Genomic DNA, 24,275 nt, shown 5'->3' with positions numbered 1-24,275 from the left:
GGCCCGTCAGTCGACGACGCTCAGCCGTCGGCGGCGGTCGTCGACGTCCGGGAAGAGGTCCTCGGAGACCCGCCGGGCGGCGCCGAGCACCAGCGGCGCGACCCGCTCGAGGGCGGCATCCGCCGACACGACGATCGAGATCGCGCCGACCGGCTCACGGGGACCGCGCACGGCGGCGGCGACACAGGCGATGTGGGGGAAGCACTCGCCACGCTCCAGGGCGAGGCCATCTCGGGCGCGGATCCGTCCCAGCTCGCGGTGCAGGGCGTCGAGCCGGGCGATCGTGGCCCCCGTGTGCGCCGGCATGCCGTCGCCCACGAGCGTGTCGACGCGCTCGGGCTCGATCCAGGCGAGCATCGCTTTCCCCAGTCCCGTGCAGTGGGCCGGCGCCGAGCCACCGACCCGCGACGGCACCGAGGTCGCGAAGCGCCCGCCCAGCTTGTCGAGGTAGGAGACCCGCCCCCCGTCGAGGACGCCCAGGTGGATCACCGCACCGGTCGCGAGGAGCAGCTCGTGGAGATAGGGGGACGCAGCCGACCTGAGGTCGGCGTGCTCCGCGGAGCCGCCGCCGAGCACCAGCGAGCGGCGCCCGAGGCCGTAGCCGGCCGACCCGTGCTCGACCCAGTCCAGGCCGACCAGCTGGTCGAGGATGCGGTGGGCCGTGGAGCGCGGAAGACCGGTCGCCCCGGCGATGTCCTCCAGGCCCAGCCGGGTCCGACGCGTCGTGAAGAGGTCGAGGATCAGTGTCATCCGCTCGACCATCGACGGGGGCAGCACGCGCCCCGCGCCCCCCGACACCTCCGTGGTGCCGTCCACCTGATCCATCGTCGACGCCGACATCGGTGCCCTCCCCCGAACCAGAACTGAAACGAATTCTAGTGACGACGCTAACAGTGGCGGGAGATCTCCGGAAGGAGCTTTCTGAAATTCATTCTACTTCCGGTCACCGGGACAGCGGCACGCCCGGCGCCGGGTCCCGGCGCTTGGATGGCAGGAACCTGCGAGACGAGGAGCACCCATGCGCGTGGGCGTCACCAGCCCGGTCGTCACGGCCCTGCCCGGCTTCTTCGGCCCCTGGGAGCCGGCGGCCGGGATCGCGGAGCTGGGTGCGATCGCCGAAGCCGCGGACCGGCTCGGGTTCGACCACCTCACGTGCTCCGAACACGTCGCCGTCCCCGTGCCGATCGCCGCGGAGCGCGGCGGCCGCTACTGGGACCCCCTCGCGACCCTGGGGTACCTCGCCGCACGCACGACGCGCATCCGGCTGGCCACCCAGGTCCTCGTGCTCGGCTACCACCACCCGCTCGAGATCGCGAAGCGCTACGGCACGCTCGACCTGGTCAGCGGCGGCCGCCTGGTCCTCGGCCTCGGCGTCGGCTCGATCGAGGAGGAGTTCGACCTGCTGGGCGCCGACTACGCCGCGCGCGGCGCCATCGCCGACGACGCCCTCCCGGCCCTGCGGGCCGCGCTCTCCACCCGCACGCCCGTGTACGACGGACCCCGGTACTCCTTCTCCGACGTGGTCGTCGAGCCGCACGCCAGCCAGGACCGGGTGCCCTTCTGGATCGGCGGGCACACTGCGCGAAGCCTGCGCCGGGCGCGCGAGCACGGCGACGGCTGGGTGCCGTTCGGCCTCCCCCGCGACCGCCTGCGCGGGATGCTCGCCCAGGCCGCGCTGCCCGACGGCTTCGAGGTGGTCCTGGGCGCCGGGCGCCCGGTGGACCCACTCGGCGAGCCGGACCGGACCGTCGAGGCGCTCGAGCGCACGATCGCGGCGGGCGCCACCGTCGTCAACGTCCACGTCGCCGCCACCACGGCGGACCACTACGTCGAGCAGCTCGCCGCGCTGGCCTCGCTCGCCGACCTCACACCCCAGGAGGAGAAGTGAGCATCGAGGAGCGCCTCCAGCGCCTGGAGGACGTCGTCGCGATCACCCAGCTCGTGGCCTCGTACGGTCCCCTCGTCGACGCCGGTGAGGCGGAGCGGGTGGCGGACCTGTGGACCGAGCAGGGCGTGTACGACGTCGATGAGCTCTACATGGGTAGCCGCGCCGAGGTCGACGCGATGGTCCGCTCCGACGCCCACCAGGGGCTGATCGGCAACGGCTGCAGCCACTTCCTCGGCCCGGCGCACGTGGCCGTCGACGGCGATCGGGCGGTCGCGGTCTGCGAGTCGGTGCTGCTGGTGCGGCGCGGCGACCGCGTGTTCCCCGCCCGCATCGGGGCGAACCACTTCGACCTCGTCCGCACCCCCGACGGCTGGCGCACCACCCGCCGGACCACCCGCGGGCTTGACGGCAGCGCCGACGCACGAGACCTCCTCTCCCGCACCGGGCGGCTGTGACGGAGGCCCGGGCGTCGGGCAGGCCTCAGAAGCGCGAGCGCACCTCGGGACCATGCACCCGCACGCCGCCGGGCTCGTCGAGGTTCCAGGTCAGCTCGAAGGTGCGCCGGTAGCCCGTGCGGAGGATCCGCCACTCCCCCTCGATGCGCGTGTAGACGTCGGAGTAGGTGGCGCCACCTTCGAGGGCGAAGCGGACGGCGTCGACGATGACCTTGTCGTGCAGGTACCACGTCCCCGTCGCCCGGTCCGGGTCGTCCGCGTCGACGTCGATCTCGGGATGGTGCGCCTGGTGCATGGTCAGGACGCCGTCCCCCATGTTGCGGCGCATGTAGTCCACCAGGGACTCGGGGTCGTCGAAGACGAGGCCGTTGTAGTCCGCCGTTGCGTCCGGCGCGAAGCACGCCGCGAACCCGTCCCATTCCTTGGTGTCGAGGCAGCGGAGATAGCGGTACTTCAATCGGGTGATGGCGGCGACGTCGTCGACAGGGTTCATGCGGGCGAACCTAGGAACACCATCGGGATCACGGCCCAGCCGATGCCACTGATCGGGACTACGACAGCGCGCCCCGTGGACCGACATCGCCGCCCATCGCGTTTTCCCCGGCTCAGTGCCCGGTCCACCCTGAGCGGTCACTCCATACCGTCTAGCTCTTTGGCAGTTGCGAGCGCAGGTCGGCCAACTTCGGGCCGGAGAGAGAGCCCACGTGCCAGAGTTCCCACCCGCCATATCCCGCCGAGCTCTGAGCACCGAGCGAGATTCCGGCAGCGAGAGATGGAGCGGTGTATCCGACGCCGTTGACGATGATTTGTCCGTCTGGGGCGACGGTGCCTACGCCGTGCTTGCCAGCCCGAGCGCAGTGCAGTTCTGCGCCTGCATGGAGCAGCCCCTCGGCAAGGAGGTCCGCGACGGTTCCAGGTATCTGTGTTCGGCTGACCGCAGAGGGGGACTGCTCACCTCCGTCGTCCTCCCGGTGGGTGTCGACGCCCGCGAGACGAACTGATGCGAGGATCGAGGACAGAAGCGCGTCCAGCGACATCTGCATGTGCGGGGGCAGGGTCGAATCGCCGTCGGTCTTTCCTTTGACCACGACGATTCCTGAGATCGCGTCGAGTTCTGCGGAGAGTCTCCCCTCGAGGTAGCCCACGTCCGCAGAGGTGAATCCATTGCTGGTGTCGCGCTTGATGAGGACCGCGCGCGACCACCCCGGCACGTGCGCATTCGCCAACTTGTGCTGCATGACTCGAGAGCGGAGGTCAGTCGACTTGCCGACGTAGACACTGTGGGAGCCGTCATCCGCGATCAACACGTAGATGCCTGGAACACGCCACTCGGTCTCGGGGAGCCGGCTGATGTCCCGCCGAGCGATGTAAGCAACTCGGATGGCATGTTCGGCGAAATCGGCAATGATCGCCGCAGCACCGGACGACGGCACTTGGACGTTGGCGGCGATGATCGCATTCACATCCGCTATCTTGCCGCGCCGGGTCGCAGCCGGTACCGCCGGCGCGCAGGTACCCAGTACGTACCGATGAGCTCGATGCGCGCGGTTGCGATCACCCTCAGCCCGCTTGCTCATCCGTCTGCCTGCGCGTGCGCCAACCTCTCCGCGGGACCAGCGAACGAGCGAGCGCGTTAGTTCATCGCGAGGCAGGCGTGGACGGGGTTGTCGCGACTCGCATCACCGCAAGTCAGAGCCGGTGAAGCGGGCGCGACGATGGTCGTCCGGAGCCGACCGCCCTCTGGAGTTTCGCGGTGGCGACCGCCGGGGACGGTGCAGCCCATGAACCACGAGAGCTCGGCCGAGCCGCGGGCCGCCACCGAGCCCACCGCACCCACCGCACCCACCGAGCCCACGGAGCCCACCGGGCCGGCCCGTCCGGCACCGCCCCGGACCGAGGGGCGAAGCCTGTGGCCCCTGGTCGCCCTGCTGGCGGTGCTCGTGGTCGGGCTCTCGGCCGCGCTGGTCGTGGTCCGGGCCGGTGAGGACGACCGGCCCCGGGCCCAGGTCGGCCAGCTCTTCGACGTGCCGTTCGCGGAGGACGACCTGCCGCACTACGGCCAGGTCCTGCTGCCCTGGGCGCGGACGAAGGCCGGGGCGGGGGCCCCTCGCGAGGAGCTGCCCGACCTGCTCGGGGCGGAGGCCAACGTGCGGGCGCCGGAAGGTGGCCGCTTCGTGCGGGTCGAGGTGAAGCTCGAGGAGGACTACAGCATCCCGCTGTCCTCGATCGGCAGGCCCTACGCGCAGGAGACCGAGGTGGTCCTGCGCGCCGACGGACGCGACTACCCCCTGTCCGGGCCTGACGGGCTCGTCCTCGATCCCGACGGCCCCTTCCAGCAGGGAGGCGGGGTCTGGGTGGCCGTCGACGGCAACCCCACCGAGCTCGAGGTGCGCGTCACTGTCGACGGCCTGACCCAGGTCGTGCACGCCTCCGACGGGGCCGTCGAGAGCGGACAGGCGGCCGGCCTCGGGGAGCTCCCGTCCCAGGAGCAGCTCGCCGAGAGGGAGGCGATCCCGTGCGGCACGCCGAGGCGTCTCGACGACAGCGGGCTCAGGGTCAACTTCCGACCGGACCTGGAGTGCCGCGTCCAGCTCACCCTGCGCACGCCGTACGTCGACGGGCTGGGCTGGGCCGAGGAGGGCCGCGAGTTCCTGGTGGTCCACGTCGCCCGTCCCCGCCGCGTCTCCCTGGTCAGTGGACGTGGCGAGGCGACGAGGTTCTGGGATGACGAGGCCCTCGAGTTCTCAGCGCGCCTCGGCGATGCCGAGCCGCTCCGCCCGGCCGCGAACGTCAACGCTCTCAACGAGGGGCTGCTGACCATCTCGGACCCCGATGACCCCGACCAGCTCGTCTTCGACGTCGCGGCAGGGAAGCCGGCCCCCGACCTGCGGTTCGACTACCAGGGACAGGCCGTCGACGGCGAGCCGTTCGTCCGCGAACGGCGGCCCGTGCACTTCCGGTGGACCATCCCGGGCGGGGACCTCTCATGACCACCACCAGCCCCACCCCCGACGCTCGTCGGAGCGACCGCCTCCGCGCGCTGGCCGTGCGCTTGTCGGTCGTGCTCGCCGTGGCCGCCCTCGTCCTCGGCACCATGGTGTGGCGCGCGCTCGACGGCGGACCGACGGTCGCGGCCGACGTGGGTGAGCAGCTGCCGCTGCGCGCGGCGGCCTACGGCCGCACCGTGACGCTGAAGGTGCCCGGCGGCGAGGTCGCGGTGCGGGTCGGCGCCCCCGTCGAGACCCTCGGTTACGGGCTCCTGGAGGTCGACCGCAACGACCCCAGGTGGGACGAGCGGCCGGACCTGGCCGCGCCCGAGGACGGCAGCCTGGTCCCCGCCAGCTGGGAGCCCCCCCTGGCGCCCGGCGGGTCGGTCGAGGTGCGCCTCATCGTCGGCGACCAGCGCGTCGACCTGGTCACGATCGTGCCCGGCGACCTCAGCTCCCTCCGCGACGACCCGACCTCGGTCGCCGTCGGCGTCGAGGGGCGGCCCGGCGTCGAAGACCTCACCGTCGAGGTCGAGTACGACGGCCTGACCCAGACCGCCGACGTCGCGTCGGGCGAGATCGATGCCGGGGTGGCCGAGGCGCTGTACGAACGGGACCGCACCTTCTCGGCCGGATGCGCCGAGGCACCGAGCTCGTGCGAGTTCGTCGCCGCGGACCCCGACTCGCCCCTGCGGCCGACCTGGGCCACGTTCGTCACCAGCGACCTCGTCCTGTATCCCTACGACCCGGCACTCGGGTGGGCCGACGAGGGCACCCTGTGGGGCGCCGTCCGGTTCCAGCCCTTCGGCGTGCGCTCCGCGGAGAACGCGGCCGGTGACACCTGGTCCCCATCCCGGCGGAGCGCGCCTGTGGTCACCCTCGACGGCGCCGAGCCCGTCCGTCGCGAGGGACTCGAGGCCTCGACCCGCGACGTCGCGGGTCGGGTGGTCTTCGCGGTCGACACCGACGCGGAGCCGCGCGAGCTCGTCGTGGAGCAGGTCCTCTCCTTCACCGGCGCCGGAGCGCCGCAGGACCTGCCGATCTGGTCCCGCCTACCCCTGAACGAGGTCGGCTGATAACCGCGCCGCCCATGACCCACCGGGCATCACCGCACGTCAGAGCCGGTTCTCTCCAGCAGCGCCACGCACGTGATCAGCCCGACGAGGATGACGACGTCACGTCGATGGCGCCCAGACCCGGGCCGCCCACGTTGCTGAGCGCGGCCGCCTTGCCGACGAGGGCGCCGACCAGGTTGGGCCGCCGGACGGCTCCCTCGCGTCCAGCGACCGACACCGCGACGGTCTCGCTGCGCTGAAGCGCTTGGGTCCCGCCCGCGGTCGGCAAGGTCGGACTACCCGTGATTGCCTGGCGCAGGCTGGCGCGCTCGCCAATCCCATCCGGTCAGCCACGACGTGAAGGACAACGTCCGCGTCGCTGTCGGCGGCGACCAGGAGGTAGTCCTTGACGAGTCCGTCCACATCGGACTCGCCGAGATATCCCTCGACGTCGGCAGATGCGATGCCTCTCGCCGCCAAGTCGACGACCATGAGCCAACGATCGTCGGCCGGAGGTCGGAAAGATCCCGCGGCGGCCGCCCGGAACAAACGACGCGTGGCTCGGTTGCGGAAAACGGACCGAAGCGACGCCGCGAAGGCACCGACGGCGTCCTCATTGGCGACCGGCTCAACGGCCGGCCCAAGCAGCCGCTGCAACTGCATCCGGGCACGCTGACGCCGAGCCGCTCTGCGGCCTGGGCCACGCTGACTGTTCCCCTGAACACAGTCCTAGAAGACCTTCAAGGAATATGACGGTCACTACTCGACGCCCAGGCCGGTCAGCGTCGTGGGGATGGTGGCACCGTCGCTGTCCTCCCAGCCGTGCCACACCAGGAAGCCGCAGGGGCTGTCGATCAACCGCACCACATCGCTGCGGTCGGTCCCTGCCAGGATGAATGACGGCGGTTCCGGTAGATCGACGCACTCGTTCACCCCGCTCGACTCACGGACGATCGGATCGCCAGGCTTGCTCCACGCACGCTCGAGCTCATCGAGCGCCCTGGCGTCCAGCTCGACGGGCTCGAGGTCCATCGGGATCGACTCGGCTCCCGGCGGGATGTCGCACGCGATCGCCGCGACCAGTCGTTCCCGCCCCGGCCGGATCGGCCCACCGCGCTCCTGCGACGCGCAGGTGAGCTCGTCGTCGAACGGTCGCGAGTAGGTCAGGGTGTCCCGCTGTCGATCCAAGGACGCCAGATAGATCTGCCGAACTGCGTTGCTGTCGACGTCCTGGCCGGCGATCGTGACCGGCTCACAGCCGGCCACACCCACCATCACCCGCGTCCCGTCCGGCCGATAGAACGCGAACGAATACCTTTCGTAGGAGTCCTCGCCGTCGGCGCAGTAATCGGGGAGCCCTGGGGGAATCTTCCGCAGGGCGACTGCGAAGCCCGCAAGATCACTCACCAGCGCATCGGCGTCGTCAAGCTGGGCGACCTGATCGGCGGACGGCTGCCACGCTCGATCCCCGTGCGGATTCAGATCCGGGCACAGACGAATCGCGGCGACTTCTCCCAGGTCGGGCACGACGTGGCTGCTCTCCGCGGGGACCGGCAGACGCGCGGGGCACGGCGGCGGGTCGTAGGGCGCCACTGGACCATCCAGAACATCGCTGGCGGTAGGGGGCTCGGTAGCGATCTCGCTCGGCGACGGAGGCCGACCATCGTCCAGAGTGAGCGTGGTGAGTGCCAGCGATCCCGCGACGATGGCCACCACAACCGCACCCCCTGCCGCAACTGACATGCGGTTGCGCCGCTCACGCGCGGCGCGACGTTCGAGGGCCGCCACGTCCAGATCCGGTGCCTCCGGCACAGCGCGCTTCAGGAGATCTCGCAGGCTCTGCTCACTCATGACTCCTCCAGGAACTCCGACATCCGCAACGTCTTCAGCGCGCGAGCGGTCTGGCTCTTGACGGTCCCGACGCTGATGCCGAGCACATGCGCCGTCTGCGACTCGGTGAGGTCGTCGTAGAACCGCAGGACGATGACCGCTCGCTGGCCCCGCGGCAGCAGAGCCAGTGCGGACAGCACGTCGCGCCGCACCGCGAGGTCGGCGTCGCCGTTCCAACCGGCGGGCAGCTCGGCGGTGGGCACCTCGCCTTCCCATCGGCGGCGCCGCCAGTCCGTGAACGTGGTGACCATCGCGCGGCGGACATACCCGTCGACCGAACCGTCCGCCGCGATCTTGTCCCACCGGCGCCAGCACTTCACCAACGCCGTCTGCACCAGGTCCTCGGCTCGCTGAGCGTCACCAGTGAGCAGCCATGCGCTCCTCCACAGGGCACGGCCACGTGTCGCGACGTACTCCTCGAACGTCGGCGACGCCTCCATGACCCCAGCCTCACGCATCGAGACCTCCTGGCCGTTCAACGAGGTGGGCACGACGAATGGTTGTCCACATCCTCGGGCCGACTTCGAACTGAGCTCCCGGCGAGCCCCAACGCCGGTCCGCACTATCGACGCCGAGATCACGGGTCACAGATGGGCTGAGCGTGAGCGCGATCCTGTCCCACTGGCCGCACTCGATGGACGAAACTGCTCTCTGACCTGCAGCGATGCCATCTGAGAGGCCCGAGGGCGCCGGCACGCCGCTGAGGACGTTTGCGAATCAAAGCGAGCCCAATCCGAGCCCTCGTGTCAGCGGGCACCGGCTGTCGCAGACCACCGCAGTGTCAGATCGCGCCGCGAGCGCGGGCTTCGAGGTACTGATCCATCACTGCCACCGGGATCCGGCCGCGGTCGGAGACGACGATGTCGGGCGCGGACGCCCAGCGACGTACGTCCGACGGGCTCGGCGGTGCGGGCGCGAGCGGCGGAGCCGCCTCGAGGCCGCGTACGGCGAGGTCGCCGATCATCTCCTCCGCCAACCCGGCCCGGGCAGCCGCGAGGAAGCGGTAGGTCCACTCCTGGGCGAGCTTGCGGGTCTCGCAGAAGACGATCGGCACGGCGGGGAATCGGATCTGGCACTCGGCGATCCCGTCGGCCACGACACTCGGCCGAACGTGGTCGAGCTTGAAGACCTGGGAATAGCGCTCCTCGACGACCACCGCGGCGCGCGGGATCGCGGAGAGCTCGGTGAGCTGGAACGTCAGCTTGCCGTTGGTCAGCGAGGAGACGAGGTCGGCCAGCGACTTCCGCTCGACCGTGGCCTGCAGCAACCCGTCGACGATGAGCCCGTAGTCGCCGGAGCTGAGCGGCTCGCGACGGGTCGTCGCCTGCCGGTCGGCGAACGTGAACGGATATCGCTCGCGGATGTCGACAGCGATCTCCAGGTCGGCGACCCCGCTGGCGCGGGCGCCAGGCAGAGCCACCGCCGGACGTGCCTGCCTGGCAGTGCGGGCGGTCTGCCAGAAGATCATCTGACGCCCGCGGGCATTGGTGATGATGATCTGGGAGCGGTTCTCCCGGCCGCGATCGAGCACGAGGTCGATCGCCGCGCCCCGTCGTACGCAGGAGCGCACCGCCACCCTCTCGATGATCTCGGCGTCGACCGGCCACTCCTCGACCCGGTGGCAGTAGACCTTGCCGGTGCGCGGCCAGGTGTCCTTCGCCTTGAGGATGATCCCCCAAGCACGAGCGCCCGGTCCTTCTTGACCGCGGCGACCATCGCGCGCAGGCGTTGGCGGTCCTTCTTCGTCGGCTCATCGTTCCTGCAGTCGCGGGCAGTCAGCAGGCCGGCGAGGATGACGAAGGCGGTCGTGATGGAGGCCTACCTCCACGGCATCTCCACCCGCAGCGTCGACGACCTGGTCGAAGGGGTGTGTACTCAGGTTGTCGGGAAGCCGCGCCCGCCCTCTGTAGCCTGTGACTCGGCGCACCAGCAATTCGAGGCAGCGTGCCGAAGGGGGCCAAGTAGTCGTGCCACTCCTCGTCCCGACAGACGACGGCCGCAGCCTCGAGGTGCTCGACGCGGGGCCGGACGACGGGTTCCCGCTCCTGTACCACCACGGGACTCCCCAAGGTGCGGTGCCTTTCCCGACCCTGGAGCGCGCCGCGGCGGAGCAGGGTCTCCGGGTGATCTCCTACTCGCGCCCGGGGTACGGCGCCTCGTCGCCGCGCCCGGACGGGGCAACGACGGCGCGGGTCGCCGATGACGTCGCGGACACCGTCACGGTGCTCGACCACCTCGGGGTGGGCGACTTTCTCACCATCGGGTGGTCCGGCGGTGGGCCGCGCGCGCTGGCCTGCGCCGCGCTGCTGCCGGACCGGTGTCTGGCGGCCGCGTGCTGCGTCGGCATCGCTCCAGCCGACGAGTACGACGGGGACATTCGCGACGGCATGGCCGAGGAGAACGTCGCGGAGTACACGGCCGTCTTCGCCGGAGTCGAGGCGCTCGAGGCGTTCCTGGAGACCCAGACGGGGTTCTTCACCGTCAGTGCCGACGACGTCGCCGCAGGACTTGGCGCACTGGCGCCCCCGGTGGACCGCGCCGCGCTGGACGGCGAGCTGGCCGGGTATCTCGCAGCCTCGGTCAACGCTGCTGGACGTCAGGGCATCGTGGGGTGGCGCGACGACGACATGACCCACACGCGTCCCTGGGGGTTCGACCTGCAGGCGATCCGAGTACCGGTCTCGGTGTGGCAGGGCCGCCTGGACGCGATGGTGCCGTTCACCCACGCGGAGTGGCTGGCCGTGAACGTCGCCGGGGCGTCGGCGCAGCTGCTCGAGGGAGAGGGCCACCTGTCCCTCATACAGAAGGCCCCAGAGATCCTTGAGGATCTCCGCCAGCTCGGCGGCATACCCACGCCATGATCGAGCGCGAGATCGTGACGGGGCGTCATTCGATCCTGGTCCGGGAAGCTGGGGACTCCGAGGGAACTCCGATCGTCTACTTCCACGGCACGCCCGGGTCGCGACTGGATGTCAGCTTCGGTGAGGAGATCGCCACGGCACTGGGCGTCCGGGTGGTCAGCTTCGACCGGCCGGGCTACGGCGGCTCTGGTCCCGGTCCGTACAGCCTCATCAGCATCGCGCACGATGTCGAGGCTCTCGCGGACGGTCTCGGTATCGGGCGGTTTGCAGCATTCGGGTGGTCAGGGGGTGGACCCTTTGCGCTAGCCGCCGCGGCAGTGCTGGGCGAACGCGTGATCCGTGCGGGCGTGGCTGGTGGGAACGCGCCGTTCCAACAGGTGCCGGGGGCGCTCGAGAGCTTCACCGACAACGACCGCCTTGCTCTCTCCTTCCTCCCCGACGAGCCGGCTCGTGCCGCCGAACAGTTCGTCATCGGCAACGAGGAGATGTTGCAAACCATGATGTCGGTCCGCGACGACGAGCAGGCCCCCTGGATCGACTGGCTCTGGGGCGAGACGGATCCGGGCGTGGTCAGTGACCCGTTCCTGCGCGGAAACCTGTTCTCGGTGCTGCATGAGGGCTTGCGGCAAGGGCCGATGGGAGTTGCCTGGGACAACGTCGCCTGGTGCGGCCCATGGGGTATCGAGGTGGAGGACATCCGATGCCCGGTCCATCTCTGGTACGGCGAACTCGACCAGATGGCTCCACCTGTCAACGGCGAATGGTTGCGGCACCACCTGCCCGACGCCAGCCTCGTCGTCTACCCCGGAGAGGGGCACCTGGTGCCGCTGCGGCACTGGGAGGAAATCGTGGGGACTCTGACCCGCTAGTGAGGTCTCCGCGCGCCCATGGGGCGATCCGCTTGCGGGACTCCTCCCCCATCGCTCGAGCGCCCGTGAGCAAAGTCAGCAGCGCCAGAGTGTCCGAAATGTGCGCGCCGCGGTTGCTTGGGTCCGCCCCGAGTGTCAACCAACGCGGGGGCAGACCCGTAGACCTTGAGCGCGGCTGAGTCAGAAACCGACGGTCAGCGCCACGATCGCCACCACGAGGCCGCCCAGCACGAGCATCACCAGCGTGCTGACGCCGACGTACAGTCCGATGCGCTCGGAGAGGCCTCGCTTCTCCGTCCAGCCGAGCTCTCGCGCGGGCCCTCGGATGAGGTCACGACCCTCGGCGGAATCGAACCGGATGTCGAGGACCTTCGCGTACTCCCCGTGCTCGTTGGTGGCGTAGACCTTCTGGAAGCCCTGGCTCTCCACACGTCCGAGCTGACGAGACAGGGAACCACCGAGCACCGGAACAGGCTGCCCGTCGCGCGACTCCGCTCCGACGCGCCAGTCGACGGTGCGGACGTCGTCGGTGATCGAAAGCGTCTTGGTCGCGCCGTCCTCCACCTTCACGTGGTAGATCCAGGTGCGGGAGAGGTGCTCCTTGTAGAGCAGGGCGTACCAGCTGGCGTCCGCGATGTCGATCTGGACGTCGAACCCGCTCGGCGTCTCGGTCACGACGTACGGCGTCCCCTCGGCGCGCCTCCGGACAGCGGCCACCAGCTCCTCTACGTCGGTCATGGAGACAACCTAGGCGCACCCGGCGCCCCTGCGGCAGCTGCTCGTGCTGAGCGTGCTCTCCGCGCGCCTCCGGGCGGCCCGGCCGCGCGGTCCTACGTGACGCAGAGTCCGGTCTCGTCCAGCGCACAGTGAGCCCAAAGCGAGCCACAAGGCGGTTCGACAGCGGCCGACGGCGCCATTGCGCAACGCGTCACCGCAGGTCAGAGGCGCTTTTCGTGAGCAACGCGACGCATTCCACGTGGTGCGTCATCGGGAAGAGGTCGAAGGCGCGCAGGGCGGTCAGCCGGTAGCCGTGCTCGGCGAAGATCGCCACGTCGCGGGCCAGGGCGGCGGGGTCGCAGGCGACGTACGCCACCGCGCGCGGGGTCCGCGCCACGACCTGCTCGACGATCGGACGGCGCGCGCCCTCGCGGGGCGGGTCGAGGACGACGAGGTCCCACGCCCCGTCGTACGACGCCGCGAGCACCTCGTCGACGCCTCCGGCGGTGACCTCGGCCCCCGGGCAGTTGGTCTCGGCGTGGCCGGCCGCGGTCGGGTCGCCCTCGATCGCGGCCACCCGGCCGGTCTCCCCCACGGCCTCGCCGAGGAAGCGCGCGAAGAGCCCCACGCCGGCGTACAGGTCGAGGACCGACTCCCCGGGCTGCGGCTGCAGCAGGCCGAGCACGGTGTCGACGAGCACCCGCGGGGCACCCGGGTGGACCTGCCAGAAGCCGTCGGCGGCGACCTCGAAGGACTGCGTCGAGGTCGGGCCGACCACCTGCTCGGTCACCGTGCCGGGGCCCGGCTCGCGGGCGTCGGGGTGGGCGATGCGGCAGTCGTCGACGACGACGACCTCGCGGGAGCGGTGCTTGCGCAGGCCGCGCCGGCCGTCGGGGAGGCGGACGTACTGCTGGCGGGTGCGCCAGCGCAGCCCGGCCAGCTGCTCGGGCAGGTCGCCCTCGACGGCCTCGACGGTGACGGGGAGGTCGAGGCCCGCGAGCCGGCGCAGCTGCTCGGCGACCACCTCGGCCTTGAGCGCGCGCTGGCGGCCGAGGTCGACGTGCTGGAAGTCGCAGCCGCCACAGCGGCCGGGGCCGGCGAACGGGCAGGGCGGCACGACGCGGTCCGGGGAGGCCTCGAGGACCTCGACGACGTCGCCGCGCCAGAACCGGTCGCCCTCGGTGCCCTCGGTCAGCTCGAGGAGGACCCGCTCACCGGGGATGCCGTGCCGGGCGAAGACGACGCGCGTCTCCTCCGAGGCGCCGGTGGGGTCGGTCGGCACGCGGACGATGCAGTGGCCGCCGTGGGCGACCGGGCCGACGACGGCCTCGTAGCGGCGGCCGACGACCGAGGCGCCGCGCGCCTGGCGCTGTCGGGGGGCCGGGCGGCCCCGTCGCTGGGGGGGACGCGGGCTCATCGCTGCACCTGTCGATCGTCGGGACGGCGGACGACCCGGCCGCGGCGCAAGTCGCCAGGACGGACCCGGTCGGCCTCTCGACGAACTCTCTCACGGGCGATGGCGGAGGAACGCAGCTGGTAGGGCACGGAGATGACCATCACGCCGGGGCTGAAGAGGAGCCGACCCTTGAGCCGCAGCGCGGTCTGGTTGTGGAGCAGCTGCTCCCACCAGCGGCCGACGACGTACTCGGGGATGTAGACCGCGACGACGCCGCGCGGGTTGGCCTTCCGGATCTCACCGGCGTACTCGACGATCGGCCGCACGAGCTCGCGGTAGGGCGAGTGGAGCACCTTGAGCGGTACGTCGATGCGGCGGTCGTCCCACTCCTCGAGCAGCCGCGCGGTGGCCTCGGCGCCGTCGTCGACGTAGACGCCCTCGAGCACGTTGGGCCGGGTGGCCTTGGCGAAGGCCAGCGCCCGCAGCGTCGGCTTGTGCAGCTTGGAGACCAGCACGATCGCGTGCACCCGCGTCGGGAGGACCTTGTCCTCCTCGTCGGCGGCGAGCTCCTCGGCGACCTGGTCGTAGTGGCTGCGGATGGCCTTCATCAGCAGGAAGAACCCGCCCATCGCCAGGATGGTGATCCAGGCGCCGGCGAGGAACTTGGTGAACAGGATGATCACCAGGACCACGGCGGTGAAGGAGAGGCCGACGGCGTTGATCGCCCGCGAGCGGACCATCCGCCCGCGCGCAGCGGGGTCCCGCTCGGTCTGCAGCGCGCGCGTCCAGTGCCGGATCATCCCGAGCTGGCTGAGGTTGAAGGAGACGAAGACACCGACGATGTAGAGCTGGATCAGCCGGGTCGTCTCGGCGTCGAAGGCATAGATCAGCACGATCGCCATCACCGCCAGGAAGACGATGCCGTTGCTGTAGGCCAGCCGGTCGCCGCGGGAGCCGAGCGCGCGGGGCGCGAACCCGTCCTTGGCGAGGATCGAGCCGAGCACCGGGAAGCCGTTGAACGCCGTGTTGGCGGCGAGCACCAGGATGATCCCGGTGACCGTGACCACGACGTAGAACGCCGGGCTGAACTCCTGGAAGACGGCCCGGGCGATCTGCGCGATCACCGCGTGCTGCTCGTAGCCGGGGCCGACGGGCTCCCCGTCGCGGGTCAGCCGGTCCAGGTCGTTGGGGTCGACGTACCGGATGCCCATCTGGCGGGCCAGGACGATGACGCTGACCATCATGCTGATCGCGATGACGGCGAGCAGCAGCAGCGTGGTCGCGGCGTTCTGGCTCTTGGGCCGACGGAAGGCCGGCACGCCGTTGGAGATCGCCTCGACGCCGGTCAGCGCCGCGCAGCCGGAGGAAAAGGCACGGGCGAGCAGGATGAGCAGGCCCAGGGTGGTGAGCGGCTCCTCAAGGCCGGGCTCGGGCGTGATCGACAGGCCCGCGGACTCGACCTCCGGGAGGTCGCCGAAGGCAAGCCGGACCATGCCGAACACGCACATGCCGAGGATCGCGACCATGAAGGCGTACGTCGGCACCGCGAAGAACGTGCCGGACTCGCGGATCCCGCGCAGGTTCATCGCCATCAGCACCAGCACCGCCACGGCGGCCACCGTGGCCTGGTGCCCGATCAGCGAGGGGATCGCCGCGGCGGCGTACTGCGCCCCCGCCGAGATCGAGACCGCCACCGTCAGCACGTAGTCGACCAGCAGCGCGCTGCCGACGGTCATCCCGGCGGTGCGGCCCAGGTTGACCGTCGCGACCTCGTAGTCGCCGCCTCCGGAGGGGTAGGCGTGGACGGTCTGGCGGTACGACGCCACGACAACGGCCATCACCAGCGCGACGGCGAGCGCGATCTTCCATGACCACACGTAGGCCGACGCCCCGGCGAGGGAGAGCATGATGAAGACCTCGTCAGGGGCGTAGGCCACCGACGACAAGGCGTCGCTGGCGAACACCGGCAGCGCGATCCGCTTCGGCAGCAGCGTCTCCCCGAGCTGGGAGCTCCTCAGCTTGCGTCCCAGCAGGATCCGCTTGGAGACGTCCCCGACACCCACGGGCGGGAACGCTACTCCCCAGCACCCCGCGCGGCGGCTTCTCGGGCGATCATGGCCCGGGCGCGTATACGGTTCCCTCGTGCACGTCGTGATCATGGGCTGTGGCCGGGTCGGCTCGACCCTCGCCCGCAGCCTCGAGGACCGCAACCACACGGTGGCGGTCATCGACACCGAGCCGGACGCGTTCCGGCGCCTGGGGCCGGGGTTCAACGGCGACAAGATCGCCGGCGTCGGCTTCGACCAGGAGGTCCTGGAGAAGGCCGGCATCCGCCGCGCCGACGCCTTCGCGGCCGTCTCCTCCGGCGACAACTCCAACATCATCGCCGCGCGTGTGGCCCGCGAGACCTTCGGCATCCAGCAGGTCGTGGCCCGCATCTACGACCCGGGCCGCGCCGAGGTCTACCAGCGGCTGGGCATCACGACCGTCGCCACGGTGAAGTGGACCGCCGACCAGGTGCTCCGCCGGCTGCTGCCCGCCGGCGCCGAGCCCGACTTCCGCGACCCCTCGGGCACCATCCGCGTCGACCACGTCCCGGTCCCCGCGGTGTGGGTCGGCCAGCGCACGATCCACTTCCAGGAGCAGACCGGCTCCCGGATCGCGTGGATCGACCGGCTCGGCGAGGGGATGCTCCCCACGCGGGAGACCGTCATCCAGGAGGGCGACCTGATCCATCTCGTCGTCCGCGAGGAGAACGCCGAGCACGCCATGAAGGTCGTCAAGCGCGGCCCCCAGGAGGACTGAGCCGCCATGCGCGTCGCCATCGCCGGAGCCGGGGCCGTCGGCCGCTCCATCGCCCGGGAGCTCATCCACAACGGGCACGAGATCCTCCTCATCGACAAGAACCCCGACTCGATCCGCCCCGAGCGGGTCCCGGACGCCGAGTGGCTCCTCGCCGACTCCTGCGAGCTCTCCTCCCTCGAGGAGGCCCGGCTGAACCGCTGCGACGTCGTCATCGCCGCCACCGGCGACGACAAGGTCAACCTGGTGACCTCGCTGCTGGCCAAGACCGAGTTCGGCGTGCCCCGCACGGTCGCCCGGGTCAACCACCCCAACAACGAGTGGCTCTTCACCGAGGCCTGGGGCGTCGACGTCAACGTCTCGACCCCGCGGATCATGTCCGCGCTGGTCGAGGAGGCGGTCACGGTCGGCGACCTGGTGCGGCTGTTCACCTTCCGCCAGGGCAACGCCAACCTCGTCGAGATGACGCTGCCGTCGGACTCGCCGTACGTCGGCAAGCCCAGCGGCCTGATCCCGCTGCCGGAGAACTGCGCGCTGGTGACGATCCTGCGCGACGGCCAGGTCTACGTGCCCGACGCCGAGCAGCCGGTGGAGTCCGGCGACGAGCTGCTCTTCGTGGTGCCGGCCGAGGGCGAGGACGCCCTGGAGCGGCTGCTCGCCCCCTCCACGCACGGCGGCTGACTCCAGGAGGGGTACGTCGTCAGCCGCTCGCGGCGGCGCGGGCGGCGCGGGCGGCGCGCCCGTGGCGGGCGTAACGCTCACCGGCGACGGCGACCGCGGCGATCAGCACGCCGGCCAGCGCGAAGCCGACGCCGAGGTGCAGCCGGAGGCTCGCCGCCCCCGCTGTCGCGCCGAGCAGGATGAGCCCGATGGCGAGCACCCGGCGCGCCGTGCCCCCGGACCGGCCGGCGCCGAGGCGGGAGTCGGCCGCCAGCCCGGTGATCGTGCTGGTGACGACCACCGTGGTCACGTCGCGGACCCCGAGCTGGCGCGCCACGGCCGCCTGCGCCCCCATCGCGGCCGCGGCCAGGGTCGTGGTGGTGACCATGACCGAGGGGCGGGGCTGGTCCCCCACCACCGTCACCGCGGCCGCGAGGGCGAACATCACGGCGGCGACCGAGGCGAGCAGCCCGGTGGTCCGTGGTCGCCACGGGTCGTCGCTCTCGACGGCGAGCAGCCGGCCGGCCAGCGCCGCGCCGGCCATGAACCCCAGCAGGGCGAGCACCGGCCCGAGCACCGGCAGGCCGGTCCCGCCGGCGAGGGCCATGCCGAGGATGACGACGTTGCCGGTCATGTTGCCGGTGAAGACGCGGTCCAGCCCGAGGTAGCCGACCGCGTCGTTGATGCCGGTGGTGAAGGTGAGCACCAGCATCAGCCACAGGTGCATCCGCGAGGCGGGCACGGCCCGCCAGCGCTCGCGTGCGGTGCTCGGCATGGCGGGCTCCTCCGTCGGTTCGGCGGGCCCCCGGGATAACTACAGCGCTGTAGTTGTCGCAGACCGCTTGTGGTGTGACTCGTGTGGCTGGTGTGATCGGTGTGATCGGGCGTACCCGCCCGCCCGAAGGCCGGGCACGGGCGCCCGGCAGGAGGCGGATCGATGGCTTTCCCGGTGCCGGTACGACGCAGCGGGCGACGGTATTCGTCGCTGGCCCGGTCGGTGGTCGCCGGGCTCGCCGCCGCGGCCCTCGGGGCGACCCTGGCGGCGCCCGCCGGAGCCGAGCCCTCAGCGTCCTCCTCGGCACCCGTCGCCCGGACCGCGGTGAACGTGCCGAGCGTCCCGGCCGCCCAGCCCTTCCGAGCGTTCACGCTCAACGTCTGCTACTGCCTCTCCCCCGCCAAGGCGATGGCCGACGTCCGCAAGGTGCTCCCGCTCGGTGACGCCGGCGGGCTCCAGGAGTTCTCCGACGCCGTCGACCGGCGCAACCTGATCAGCCTGCTCACCGCCGAGGACTGGGGCTGGTACATGCCCACCACCGGCGGCGGCGCCATCCCGATCATCTGGGACCGCTCCCGCTTCCGGCTCCTCGAGGGCCGCACCATCAAGGTCCACCCGGCCGAGAAGGGCGTGACCCCGGCCCGCTACATCAACTCCGTGCGGCTGCGCGAGATCGCGACCGGCGAGGTCTACGGCATCGTCAACGCCCACACGATCGCCCGCGCCTCCCACGACGCCCGCCTGACCGACATGCGCCGGATCCCCCGGCTGCGCAAGCACCTCCAGCTGATGCGCGGGGAGATCGAGCGGCTCTTCGGGATGACCGAGCACGTCTTCGCCGCCGGCGACCTCAACGTCAACTACCTCGCCGACCGCAACCGCCGCAACGCCGGGCTGCCGACCAGCGCCTTCGGCGACCTGGTCAGCTTCGACATGCCGCTGATCGGCTCCCGCGGCACCAGGTCGCTGCTCGACTACACCCTCAGCGTCCGCGACGCCGGCGGGCTGGTCGCCACCGACCGCCGCGTGGTCCGCGGGTTCAACTCCGACCACGACGCCGTCGTCGTCACCTACCAGCCCCAGCAGCTGCTCGCCGACGGGCCGGTCTTCAACGACCCCACCGCCGACCCGGCCGACCGGACCGCCGTCCGCGACCGCCAGGTCCGCGCGGTCCGCAACGCCGAGCCCGGCGAGGTCGTCCGGCTCGCGACGGCCCGCCTCGACGACGCCGTGCTCGAGCAGGCGCTGCTCGCCGCGGCCGCCGAGGGTGTCGGGACGCGGGTCGTCGCCGGCGCGGTCACCCCCGCGCTCACCCGCCTCCAGGCCGCGCTCGGCACCGACGCCGGCGCGGCGTCGTACGCCCTGGCGTGCGGGGCGGACTGCCTCGACGGCGGTCGCCACGAGGTCGAGGCCCTGCTCGTCGACCGCGTCTCCCGCCCCACCGACCTCGCCGTCGTCGCCAGCGCCGCCGCGGTCCCGTCGAGCACCAAGTCCTGGACGACCGGGTTCATCTCCACCGACCCCGCGACGTACGACGCGTACGGCGCCGTCCTCGACCGGCTCGTCGCCGCCGCGGCCCTGCCCGGGCTGCCGACCGACCCGGGCACCGACCCGGCCCCCGTGCCGGTCCTCGTGCCGGCCGTGTCGTACCCGGTCGCCGCCGGCGCCGTCGACCCCGTGCTCGACGCCCTCGCCACCGTCGGGTGCGCCACCGGCCCCACCGCCGTCCGCGCGGTCGTCCGCTCCTGGGCGGGCGCCCGCGGCCGGCTCCTGGCCGACCGGCTCGCCGAGCTGCGCCGCGCCGGCTGCGACGTGGCCGTCGTGGTCGGGCCCGGCGTCCTGAGCGGCGTCCGCTCGCGCCTGACCGCCGGCGGTGTCCGGGTCACTCAGGCCAAGGTCGCCCAGACCACCCTCACCGTCTCCGGCGCCACCGAGCGCGCGTGGGTCGGCGGCCCGCCGTGGACCGACCGCGGCCTCACCAGCACCGGCCTCGCCCTCGAGGTGGCCGACCCCGGCGTCGTCACCGCCTACCTCGACGCGTTCACCCGGCTCGCCCCGCCCGCCTGACGCCCGCCCCACCCCGCCGCGGCCGACCCCGCCGAGTCGGCACTTCTGGCCGGTCGAGTCGGCACTTCCGGCCGGTCGAGTCGGCACTTCCGGCCGGTCGAGTCGGCACTTCCGGCCGGTCGAGTCGGCACGTCTGGCCGGTCGAGTCGGCACTTCTGGCAGGACGGCTCCGGAACTGCATTCTCGGCGCGCCACAAGTGCCGACTCGGCGCGCGAGAACTGCCGACTCGGCGGGTGCCGGGGTAGTCCGCCACACCTGCGCCCTTGGACCCCCGCACAAGGGCGCGCCTGTGTCGGACTATCCCGCCGGACGACCCGGAGAACGAGCACGAGAACGAGAACGAGCCGACCCGGGCCCCACGAAAGCGGTCAGGCGGCGGGGGTGACCGGGGTCTTGTTCCGGCCGAGCACCCAGGCCATCGCGCCGAGGGCGGCCAGCTGGAGCGGCCAGCCGAGGGCGACCTTGAGCACGCCGAGGATCGCGACGACGGTGTCGACGTCGATCGCGCCGCCGTGACCGGCGAACCACAGCGGGGCCTGGACGAGCACGCGCAGGAGGCAGGGCAGCACGAGCAGCCAGGTCAGGGTGGTGCAGAGCCGGACGATCTGGCGGTCCTCGTGCCAGGCGGTGGGGTCACCGGTGACGCTGCCGACCATGAAGCCGACCAGCGGCCAGCCGATCAGGCAGGTCAGCGCGAGCACGACGGTGTAGCCGCCGTTGTAGAGGATCCCGGGCAGGAAGTAGGCCAGCGCCTGGTCGTCCTCGCTCCCGCCGCGGCTGGCGGCGATCCGGACGAAGAGCCACCCGATGCCGATGCCGAAGAGCGCGTTGAGCGCGAACTGGACCGTCGAGCGCTGCACGATCCGGACCACGAGCATCGCGGTCGCGGCGGCGACGCTGATGGTGAGCGCGAGCACGAGCTCGCGGGTGGTCAGCCACAGCGCGGTGAACAGGATCGTCGGCACCGCGGCCTCGATCATCCCGCGGCGGCCGCCGAGGGCCTTGGCGAGCTGGGTGCGGACGACCGACTCGACGGTCTCGACGGTGGCGGGGTGCTCCTGCTCGGTGGTCACGGCAGGAGCTCGTAGCGGGGGTTGTAGATGGTCCGGACGCCGTCGTGGGTGCCGATGCGGCCCCGGACGTCGACCGAGCGGCCCGGGACGATCCCGGCGATCTGGCGACGGCCCAGCCACACGACGGTGATCACGCCGGAGCCGTCGAAGAGCTCGGCCTCCAGGGCGGGCACCCCGCCGCGGGGGCGCAGGGTCACGGTGCGCAGCGTGCCGCGCAGGTGGACCCGCTCGCGCTCGGGCGCGGAGGCGATGGTCGCGCAGTCGTCGGCGGCGTACGTCCGGCGCATGTCGCGCGCGTGCTGGTCGCCGCTGTCCGCCCAGCGGCTCAGGGTACGACGCAGCCGGCTCACCCCAGTCGCCTCGCGCTCTCCGGCATCGTCACCGGCAGCGGGTCGCCCGGCGGGACGGCGCCCGTGCCGCGGTGGACCGCGACGGTGGTGATGACGTCCTCCCACTCCCGGCCGGCCTCGGGGTCGACCGCGGGGCGGCCGAGCAGCGTGGCGCGCAGCAGCCAGCGCGGGCCGTCGATGCCGATGATCCGCGAGGGCTGGGTCGCGGCCTGGCCGTCCGCGAGGGTGACCGGGAGGTCGCAGATCAGCTCGGTGCCGAAGCGGCCCGGCCGCTCGGTCGCGGTACCGCCGCGCTGGGCCATCTCGGCCACGATGCGCGGGCGCAGCTCGCTCCAGAGGTCGCCGTTGCGCGGGGCGGCGAAGGCGCGCAGCTCCAGGGCGCCGTCGGAGCCGGTGAGCAGCACCGCCTGCACCTCGCCGGTGCGCTCGTCGACCTGCAGGCGCAGCTCGCGGCCGGGCGCGGCGGCGATGAGCAGCGAGCCCAGGTCGACGCGCTCGCCGTCACCGGGCGGGAGCTCGGAGGAGTCGTAGGGGCCGGTGGGGACCTCGGCCCCCGCGGCCTCGTCGGCGTGCGCGTCCGCGCCGGTCGACCCGCCCGCGGAGGTGGGGTCGGCGGACTTGCGGCGGAACTTCACGGACTTCTCCCTCACCTGGCTGGTCGGGGGCGGTCAGGCACGACCGAACCCCCCGGTAGAACCGTAGCCTCCGGTCCCGCGTGCGGAAGAAGGCAGGACGTCGACCTCCACGAACCGCGCGGTCTCCACGCGCTGCACGACCAGCTGGGCGATCCGGTCTCCGCGGCGCAGCTCGACCGGCTCGGCGGGGTCGAGGTTGACCAGGAGCACCTTCACCTCGCCGCGGTAGCCCGCGTCGACGGTCCCGGGCGCGTTGACGATCGACACCCCGTGCCGGGCGGCGAGCCCGGAGCGGGGGTGGACCAGCGCGACGTACCCCTGGGGCAGCGCGATCGCGATGCCGGTCGGCACCAGCGCCCGCTCCCCCGGCGCCAGCACCACGTCGACGGTGGTCACCAGGTCGGCGCCGGCGTCGCCGGGGTGGGCGTAAGCGGGCAGCGGGAGGTCCGGGTCGAGCCGCACCACGTGGACGTCCAGGTCACTTCGGGAGTCGGGCACAACGGGACCCTAGAGCAGCGGTCGGACGACCAGGTGGGAGGCTGGGACACGTGTCAACGCCCGTCCAGACCCCGCCCGCCGACCACCGCGAGCGCCTCCACGCACCTCTTCGCTGGTGGGTCCAGACGATCATGTTCGTGGCCTCCTTGTGGCTGGCCCTGGTCGTCGCCATCCCCGGTGTGATCGCCTGGAGCGTCTCCGCGCTGCTCCTCCTGATCGCCCTCGGCCTGCTGGCCGGGTACGGCGCCGCGCCGGTGGTCGTGGCCGACGGCGAGCTGCGCGCCGGCCGCGCGCGGATCGGCGTCGAGCACCTCGGCGAGGCCCGCGCCCTCGACGCGGAGGAGACCAAGCGGGTCGCCGGCCCCGAGGCCGACGCCCGGGCCTACCTGCTGCTGCGGCCCTACCTGAAGCGGGCCGTGCGCGTGGAGATCACCGACCCGGCCGACCCGGCGCCGTACTGGCTGATCTGCACCCGGCACCCCGACCGGCTCACCGCCGCGATCACCGCCGCGCGGGCCGGTGCCGGCGACATGCCCGCCTGAGGGCTGGGTACTGTCCCGCCATGGCATCAGACTCCTCCAAGGTGTGGTCGGCTTTCTCCCTCGTCTCCGCCCTCGGCGCCGCGGCGCTGGCCAAGAAGGGCCTGGACAAGGCCTGGCAGCTCGCGACCGGCAGGCAGCCGCCGGAGAACCCGGCCGACCCCGACGTCGAGCTGCGCGAGGCGGTCGCCTGGGCCATCGCCAGCGGTGTCGCCGTCGGGCTGGCGCGCATGCTCGCCCAGCGCCGGGCTGCGTCGTACTACGCGCGCTCGACCGGCCACCTTCCCCCGGAGCTGCGCAAGGACAACCAGCAGGGCTGACCCCCGCCCGACCCGTCCGCCCCCGCCACGGCGGGGTCGGACCACACCGGTGGACCACACCGGTGGACCACACCGGGCAAAAAGCGAAAGGCCCGCGACCGGATGGTCGCGGGCCTCTTGCGCTCAGGTGTCACACGCAGTCGCGGCAGATCATCTTCTTCTCGTCGGCCAGCTGGCTGCGGTGGTGGACCAGGAAGCAGCTCATGCAGGTGAACTCGTCGTCCTGCTTGGGCTTCACCTCGACGGCGAGCTCCTCGTGCGAGAGGTCCGCGCCGGGCAGCTCGAAGGACTCAGCCGCCTCCGCCTCGTCCTCGTCGACCTTCCCGGAGTTCTTGTCGTGGCGACGTGCCTTGAGCTCCTCGATGGACTCCTCGGACTGCTCTTCCTCGTTCTTGCGCGGTGCGTCGTAGTCCGTCGCCATGCGTCGCTCACTCCCC

General features: G+C 72.0%; 27 protein-coding genes. 12 read left to right on the top strand and 15 right to left on the bottom strand.

Annotated elements, in window-relative coordinates:
* Window positions 1-6: 6 nt before the first annotated feature.
* A complete protein-coding gene (locus tag HPC71_RS08825; RefSeq protein ID WP_216656578.1) occupies window positions 7-816 on the bottom strand; it encodes an IclR family transcriptional regulator in 810 nt (269 codons plus the stop codon).
* 202 nt (window positions 817-1,018) lie between these two features.
* Here HPC71_RS08825 and HPC71_RS08820 point away from each other — a divergent pair, with 202 nt between their 5' ends.
* Both HPC71_RS08820 and HPC71_RS08815 read left to right on the top strand, forming a co-directional pair.
* A complete protein-coding gene (locus tag HPC71_RS08820) occupies window positions 1,019-1,888 on the top strand; it encodes an LLM class F420-dependent oxidoreductase (RefSeq protein ID WP_154614557.1) in 870 nt (289 codons plus the stop codon).
* Window positions 1,885-2,343, top strand: a complete 459-nt coding sequence (locus HPC71_RS08815) for a nuclear transport factor 2 family protein (protein WP_171896577.1) — start codon at window positions 1,885-1,887, stop codon at window positions 2,341-2,343. The genes HPC71_RS08820 and HPC71_RS08815 overlap by 4 nt, the downstream gene beginning before the upstream one ends.
* Before the next feature lie 25 nt (window positions 2,344-2,368).
* On the opposite strand, the gene HPC71_RS08810 is transcribed toward HPC71_RS08815, so the two are convergent.
* On the bottom strand, window positions 2,369-2,836 hold the full coding sequence (locus HPC71_RS08810) for a nuclear transport factor 2 family protein (RefSeq protein ID WP_154611857.1): 468 nt from the start codon (window positions 2,834-2,836) through the stop codon (window positions 2,369-2,371).
* A 151-nt stretch (window positions 2,837-2,987) separates the two neighbouring features.
* Window positions 2,988-3,920 (bottom strand): restriction system modified-DNA reader domain-containing protein, encoded by a 933-nt coding sequence (locus HPC71_RS08805; protein WP_195849510.1) that lies wholly within the window; start codon window positions 3,918-3,920, stop codon window positions 2,988-2,990.
* A 204-nt stretch (window positions 3,921-4,124) separates the two neighbouring features.
* Here HPC71_RS08805 and HPC71_RS08800 point away from each other — a divergent pair, with 204 nt between their 5' ends.
* The 3 genes from HPC71_RS08800 (at window position 4,125) to HPC71_RS08790 (ending at window position 7,138) form a co-directional block, all read left to right on the top strand.
* Window positions 4,125-5,333, top strand: a complete 1,209-nt coding sequence (locus tag HPC71_RS08800; protein ID WP_154614558.1) for a hypothetical protein — start codon at window positions 4,125-4,127, stop codon at window positions 5,331-5,333.
* Window positions 5,330-6,406 carry a hypothetical protein gene (locus tag HPC71_RS08795; RefSeq protein WP_154614559.1) on the top strand — a complete coding sequence of 359 codons (1,077 nt, stop codon included), beginning with the start codon at window positions 5,330-5,332 and terminating at the stop codon, window positions 6,404-6,406. Before HPC71_RS08800 ends, HPC71_RS08795 begins: the two co-directional genes overlap by 4 nt.
* 336 nt (window positions 6,407-6,742) lie before the next feature.
* A complete protein-coding gene (locus HPC71_RS08790; RefSeq protein WP_154611860.1) occupies window positions 6,743-7,138 on the top strand; it encodes a hypothetical protein in 396 nt (131 codons plus the stop codon).
* Between the two features lie 6 nt (window positions 7,139-7,144).
* Here HPC71_RS08790 and HPC71_RS08785 read toward each other — a convergent pair whose 3' ends face one another.
* The 3 genes from HPC71_RS08785 to HPC71_RS08775 form a co-directional block, all read right to left on the bottom strand.
* Window positions 7,145-8,236, bottom strand: a complete 1,092-nt coding sequence (locus tag HPC71_RS08785) for a hypothetical protein (protein ID WP_154614560.1) — start codon at window positions 8,234-8,236, stop codon at window positions 7,145-7,147.
* The gene (locus tag HPC71_RS08780) at window positions 8,233-8,715 is read right to left on the bottom strand and encodes a SigE family RNA polymerase sigma factor (protein ID WP_154611862.1); all 483 of its coding nucleotides are present in this window, start codon (window positions 8,713-8,715) and stop codon (window positions 8,233-8,235) included. Before HPC71_RS08780 ends, HPC71_RS08785 begins: the two co-directional genes overlap by 4 nt.
* 341 nt (window positions 8,716-9,056) lie before the next feature.
* Window positions 9,057-9,851 carry an ERCC4 domain-containing protein gene (locus HPC71_RS08775; RefSeq protein ID WP_253943961.1) on the bottom strand — a complete coding sequence of 265 codons (795 nt, stop codon included), beginning with the start codon at window positions 9,849-9,851 and terminating at the stop codon, window positions 9,057-9,059.
* Window positions 9,852-10,242: 391 nt separating this feature from the next.
* On the opposite strand from HPC71_RS08775, the gene HPC71_RS08770 reads away from it, so the two are divergent.
* On the top strand, window positions 10,243-11,136 hold the full coding sequence (locus HPC71_RS08770) for an alpha/beta fold hydrolase (RefSeq protein WP_171896576.1): 894 nt from the start codon (window positions 10,243-10,245) through the stop codon (window positions 11,134-11,136).
* Window positions 11,133-12,005 carry an alpha/beta fold hydrolase gene (locus tag HPC71_RS08765; RefSeq protein ID WP_154614562.1) on the top strand — a complete coding sequence of 291 codons (873 nt, stop codon included), beginning with the start codon at window positions 11,133-11,135 and terminating at the stop codon, window positions 12,003-12,005. The genes HPC71_RS08770 and HPC71_RS08765 overlap by 4 nt, the downstream gene beginning before the upstream one ends.
* Window positions 12,006-12,185: 180 nt before the next feature.
* On the opposite strand, the gene HPC71_RS08760 is transcribed toward HPC71_RS08765, so the two are convergent.
* From HPC71_RS08760 to HPC71_RS08750, 3 genes are all read right to left on the bottom strand, one after another.
* Entirely contained in the window at window positions 12,186-12,743 is a 558-nt protein-coding gene (locus HPC71_RS08760) for a hypothetical protein (protein ID WP_154614563.1), read from the bottom strand.
* 190 nt (window positions 12,744-12,933) lie between these two features.
* Entirely contained in the window at window positions 12,934-14,139 is a 1,206-nt protein-coding gene (locus tag HPC71_RS08755; RefSeq protein WP_154614564.1) for a class I SAM-dependent RNA methyltransferase, read from the bottom strand.
* Window positions 14,136-16,181 carry an APC family permease gene (locus HPC71_RS08750; RefSeq protein ID WP_253943960.1) on the bottom strand — a complete coding sequence of 682 codons (2,046 nt, stop codon included), beginning with the start codon at window positions 16,179-16,181 and terminating at the stop codon, window positions 14,136-14,138. The genes HPC71_RS08755 and HPC71_RS08750 overlap by 4 nt, the downstream gene beginning before the upstream one ends.
* A gap of 79 nt (window positions 16,182-16,260) precedes the next feature.
* Here HPC71_RS08750 and HPC71_RS08745 point away from each other — a divergent pair, with 79 nt between their 5' ends.
* Both HPC71_RS08745 and HPC71_RS08740 read left to right on the top strand, forming a co-directional pair.
* On the top strand, window positions 16,261-16,923 hold the full coding sequence (locus tag HPC71_RS08745; RefSeq protein ID WP_171896575.1) for a potassium channel family protein: 663 nt from the start codon (window positions 16,261-16,263) through the stop codon (window positions 16,921-16,923).
* A 6-nt stretch (window positions 16,924-16,929) separates the two neighbouring features.
* Window positions 16,930-17,601, top strand: coding sequence for a potassium channel family protein (locus HPC71_RS08740; RefSeq protein WP_154611868.1), 672 nt, complete (start codon window positions 16,930-16,932; stop codon window positions 17,599-17,601).
* A 19-nt stretch (window positions 17,602-17,620) separates the two neighbouring features.
* On the opposite strand, the gene HPC71_RS08735 is transcribed toward HPC71_RS08740, so the two are convergent.
* Entirely contained in the window at window positions 17,621-18,355 is a 735-nt protein-coding gene (locus HPC71_RS08735; protein ID WP_154614566.1) for a DUF1275 family protein, read from the bottom strand.
* A gap of 162 nt (window positions 18,356-18,517) precedes the next feature.
* Between HPC71_RS08735 and HPC71_RS08730 the strand changes: the two genes are divergently transcribed.
* Window positions 18,518-20,422, top strand: a complete 1,905-nt coding sequence (locus HPC71_RS08730; RefSeq protein WP_154614567.1) for an exonuclease/endonuclease/phosphatase family protein — start codon at window positions 18,518-18,520, stop codon at window positions 20,420-20,422.
* Between the two features lie 369 nt (window positions 20,423-20,791).
* On the opposite strand, the gene HPC71_RS08725 is transcribed toward HPC71_RS08730, so the two are convergent.
* Genes HPC71_RS08725 through dut form a run of 4 tightly spaced genes read right to left on the bottom strand, consistent with a single transcriptional unit; the run spans window position 20,792 to window position 22,979 of the window.
* Entirely contained in the window at window positions 20,792-21,496 is a 705-nt protein-coding gene (locus HPC71_RS08725; protein ID WP_253943959.1) for a DUF3159 domain-containing protein, read from the bottom strand.
* Entirely contained in the window at window positions 21,493-21,846 is a 354-nt protein-coding gene (locus HPC71_RS08720; protein ID WP_171896574.1) for an OB-fold nucleic acid binding domain-containing protein, read from the bottom strand. Before HPC71_RS08720 ends, HPC71_RS08725 begins: the two co-directional genes overlap by 4 nt.
* The gene (locus tag HPC71_RS08715; RefSeq protein WP_171896573.1) at window positions 21,843-22,481 is read right to left on the bottom strand and encodes a DUF3710 domain-containing protein; all 639 of its coding nucleotides are present in this window, start codon (window positions 22,479-22,481) and stop codon (window positions 21,843-21,845) included. Before HPC71_RS08715 ends, HPC71_RS08720 begins: the two co-directional genes overlap by 4 nt.
* A 33-nt stretch (window positions 22,482-22,514) precedes the next feature.
* The gene (gene dut / locus HPC71_RS08710) at window positions 22,515-22,979 is read right to left on the bottom strand and encodes a dUTP diphosphatase (RefSeq protein WP_171896572.1); all 465 of its coding nucleotides are present in this window, start codon (window positions 22,977-22,979) and stop codon (window positions 22,515-22,517) included.
* Window positions 22,980-23,029: 50 nt separating this feature from the next.
* Between dut and HPC71_RS08705 the strand changes: the two genes are divergently transcribed.
* Complete coding sequence (locus HPC71_RS08705) at window positions 23,030-23,521, top strand: DUF3093 domain-containing protein (protein ID WP_171896571.1); 492 nt, start codon at window positions 23,030-23,032, stop codon at window positions 23,519-23,521.
* Between the two features lie 20 nt (window positions 23,522-23,541).
* Window positions 23,542-23,838, top strand: a complete 297-nt coding sequence (locus HPC71_RS08700) for a DUF4235 domain-containing protein (protein WP_154611872.1) — start codon at window positions 23,542-23,544, stop codon at window positions 23,836-23,838.
* Window positions 23,839-23,968: 130 nt separating this feature from the next.
* On the opposite strand, the gene HPC71_RS08695 is transcribed toward HPC71_RS08700, so the two are convergent.
* Window positions 23,969-24,259, bottom strand: a complete 291-nt coding sequence (locus tag HPC71_RS08695; protein WP_154611873.1) for a DUF4193 domain-containing protein — start codon at window positions 24,257-24,259, stop codon at window positions 23,969-23,971.
* Window positions 24,260-24,275 lie beyond the last annotated feature (16 nt).

It is taken from the genome of Nocardioides marmotae (assembly GCF_013177455.1).
Classification (GTDB): Bacteria; Actinomycetota; Actinomycetes; order Propionibacteriales; family Nocardioidaceae; genus Nocardioides; species Nocardioides marmotae.
Note: the sequence above shows the minus strand (reverse complement) of the source record. Positions and strands in the feature narration are given on the sequence as shown.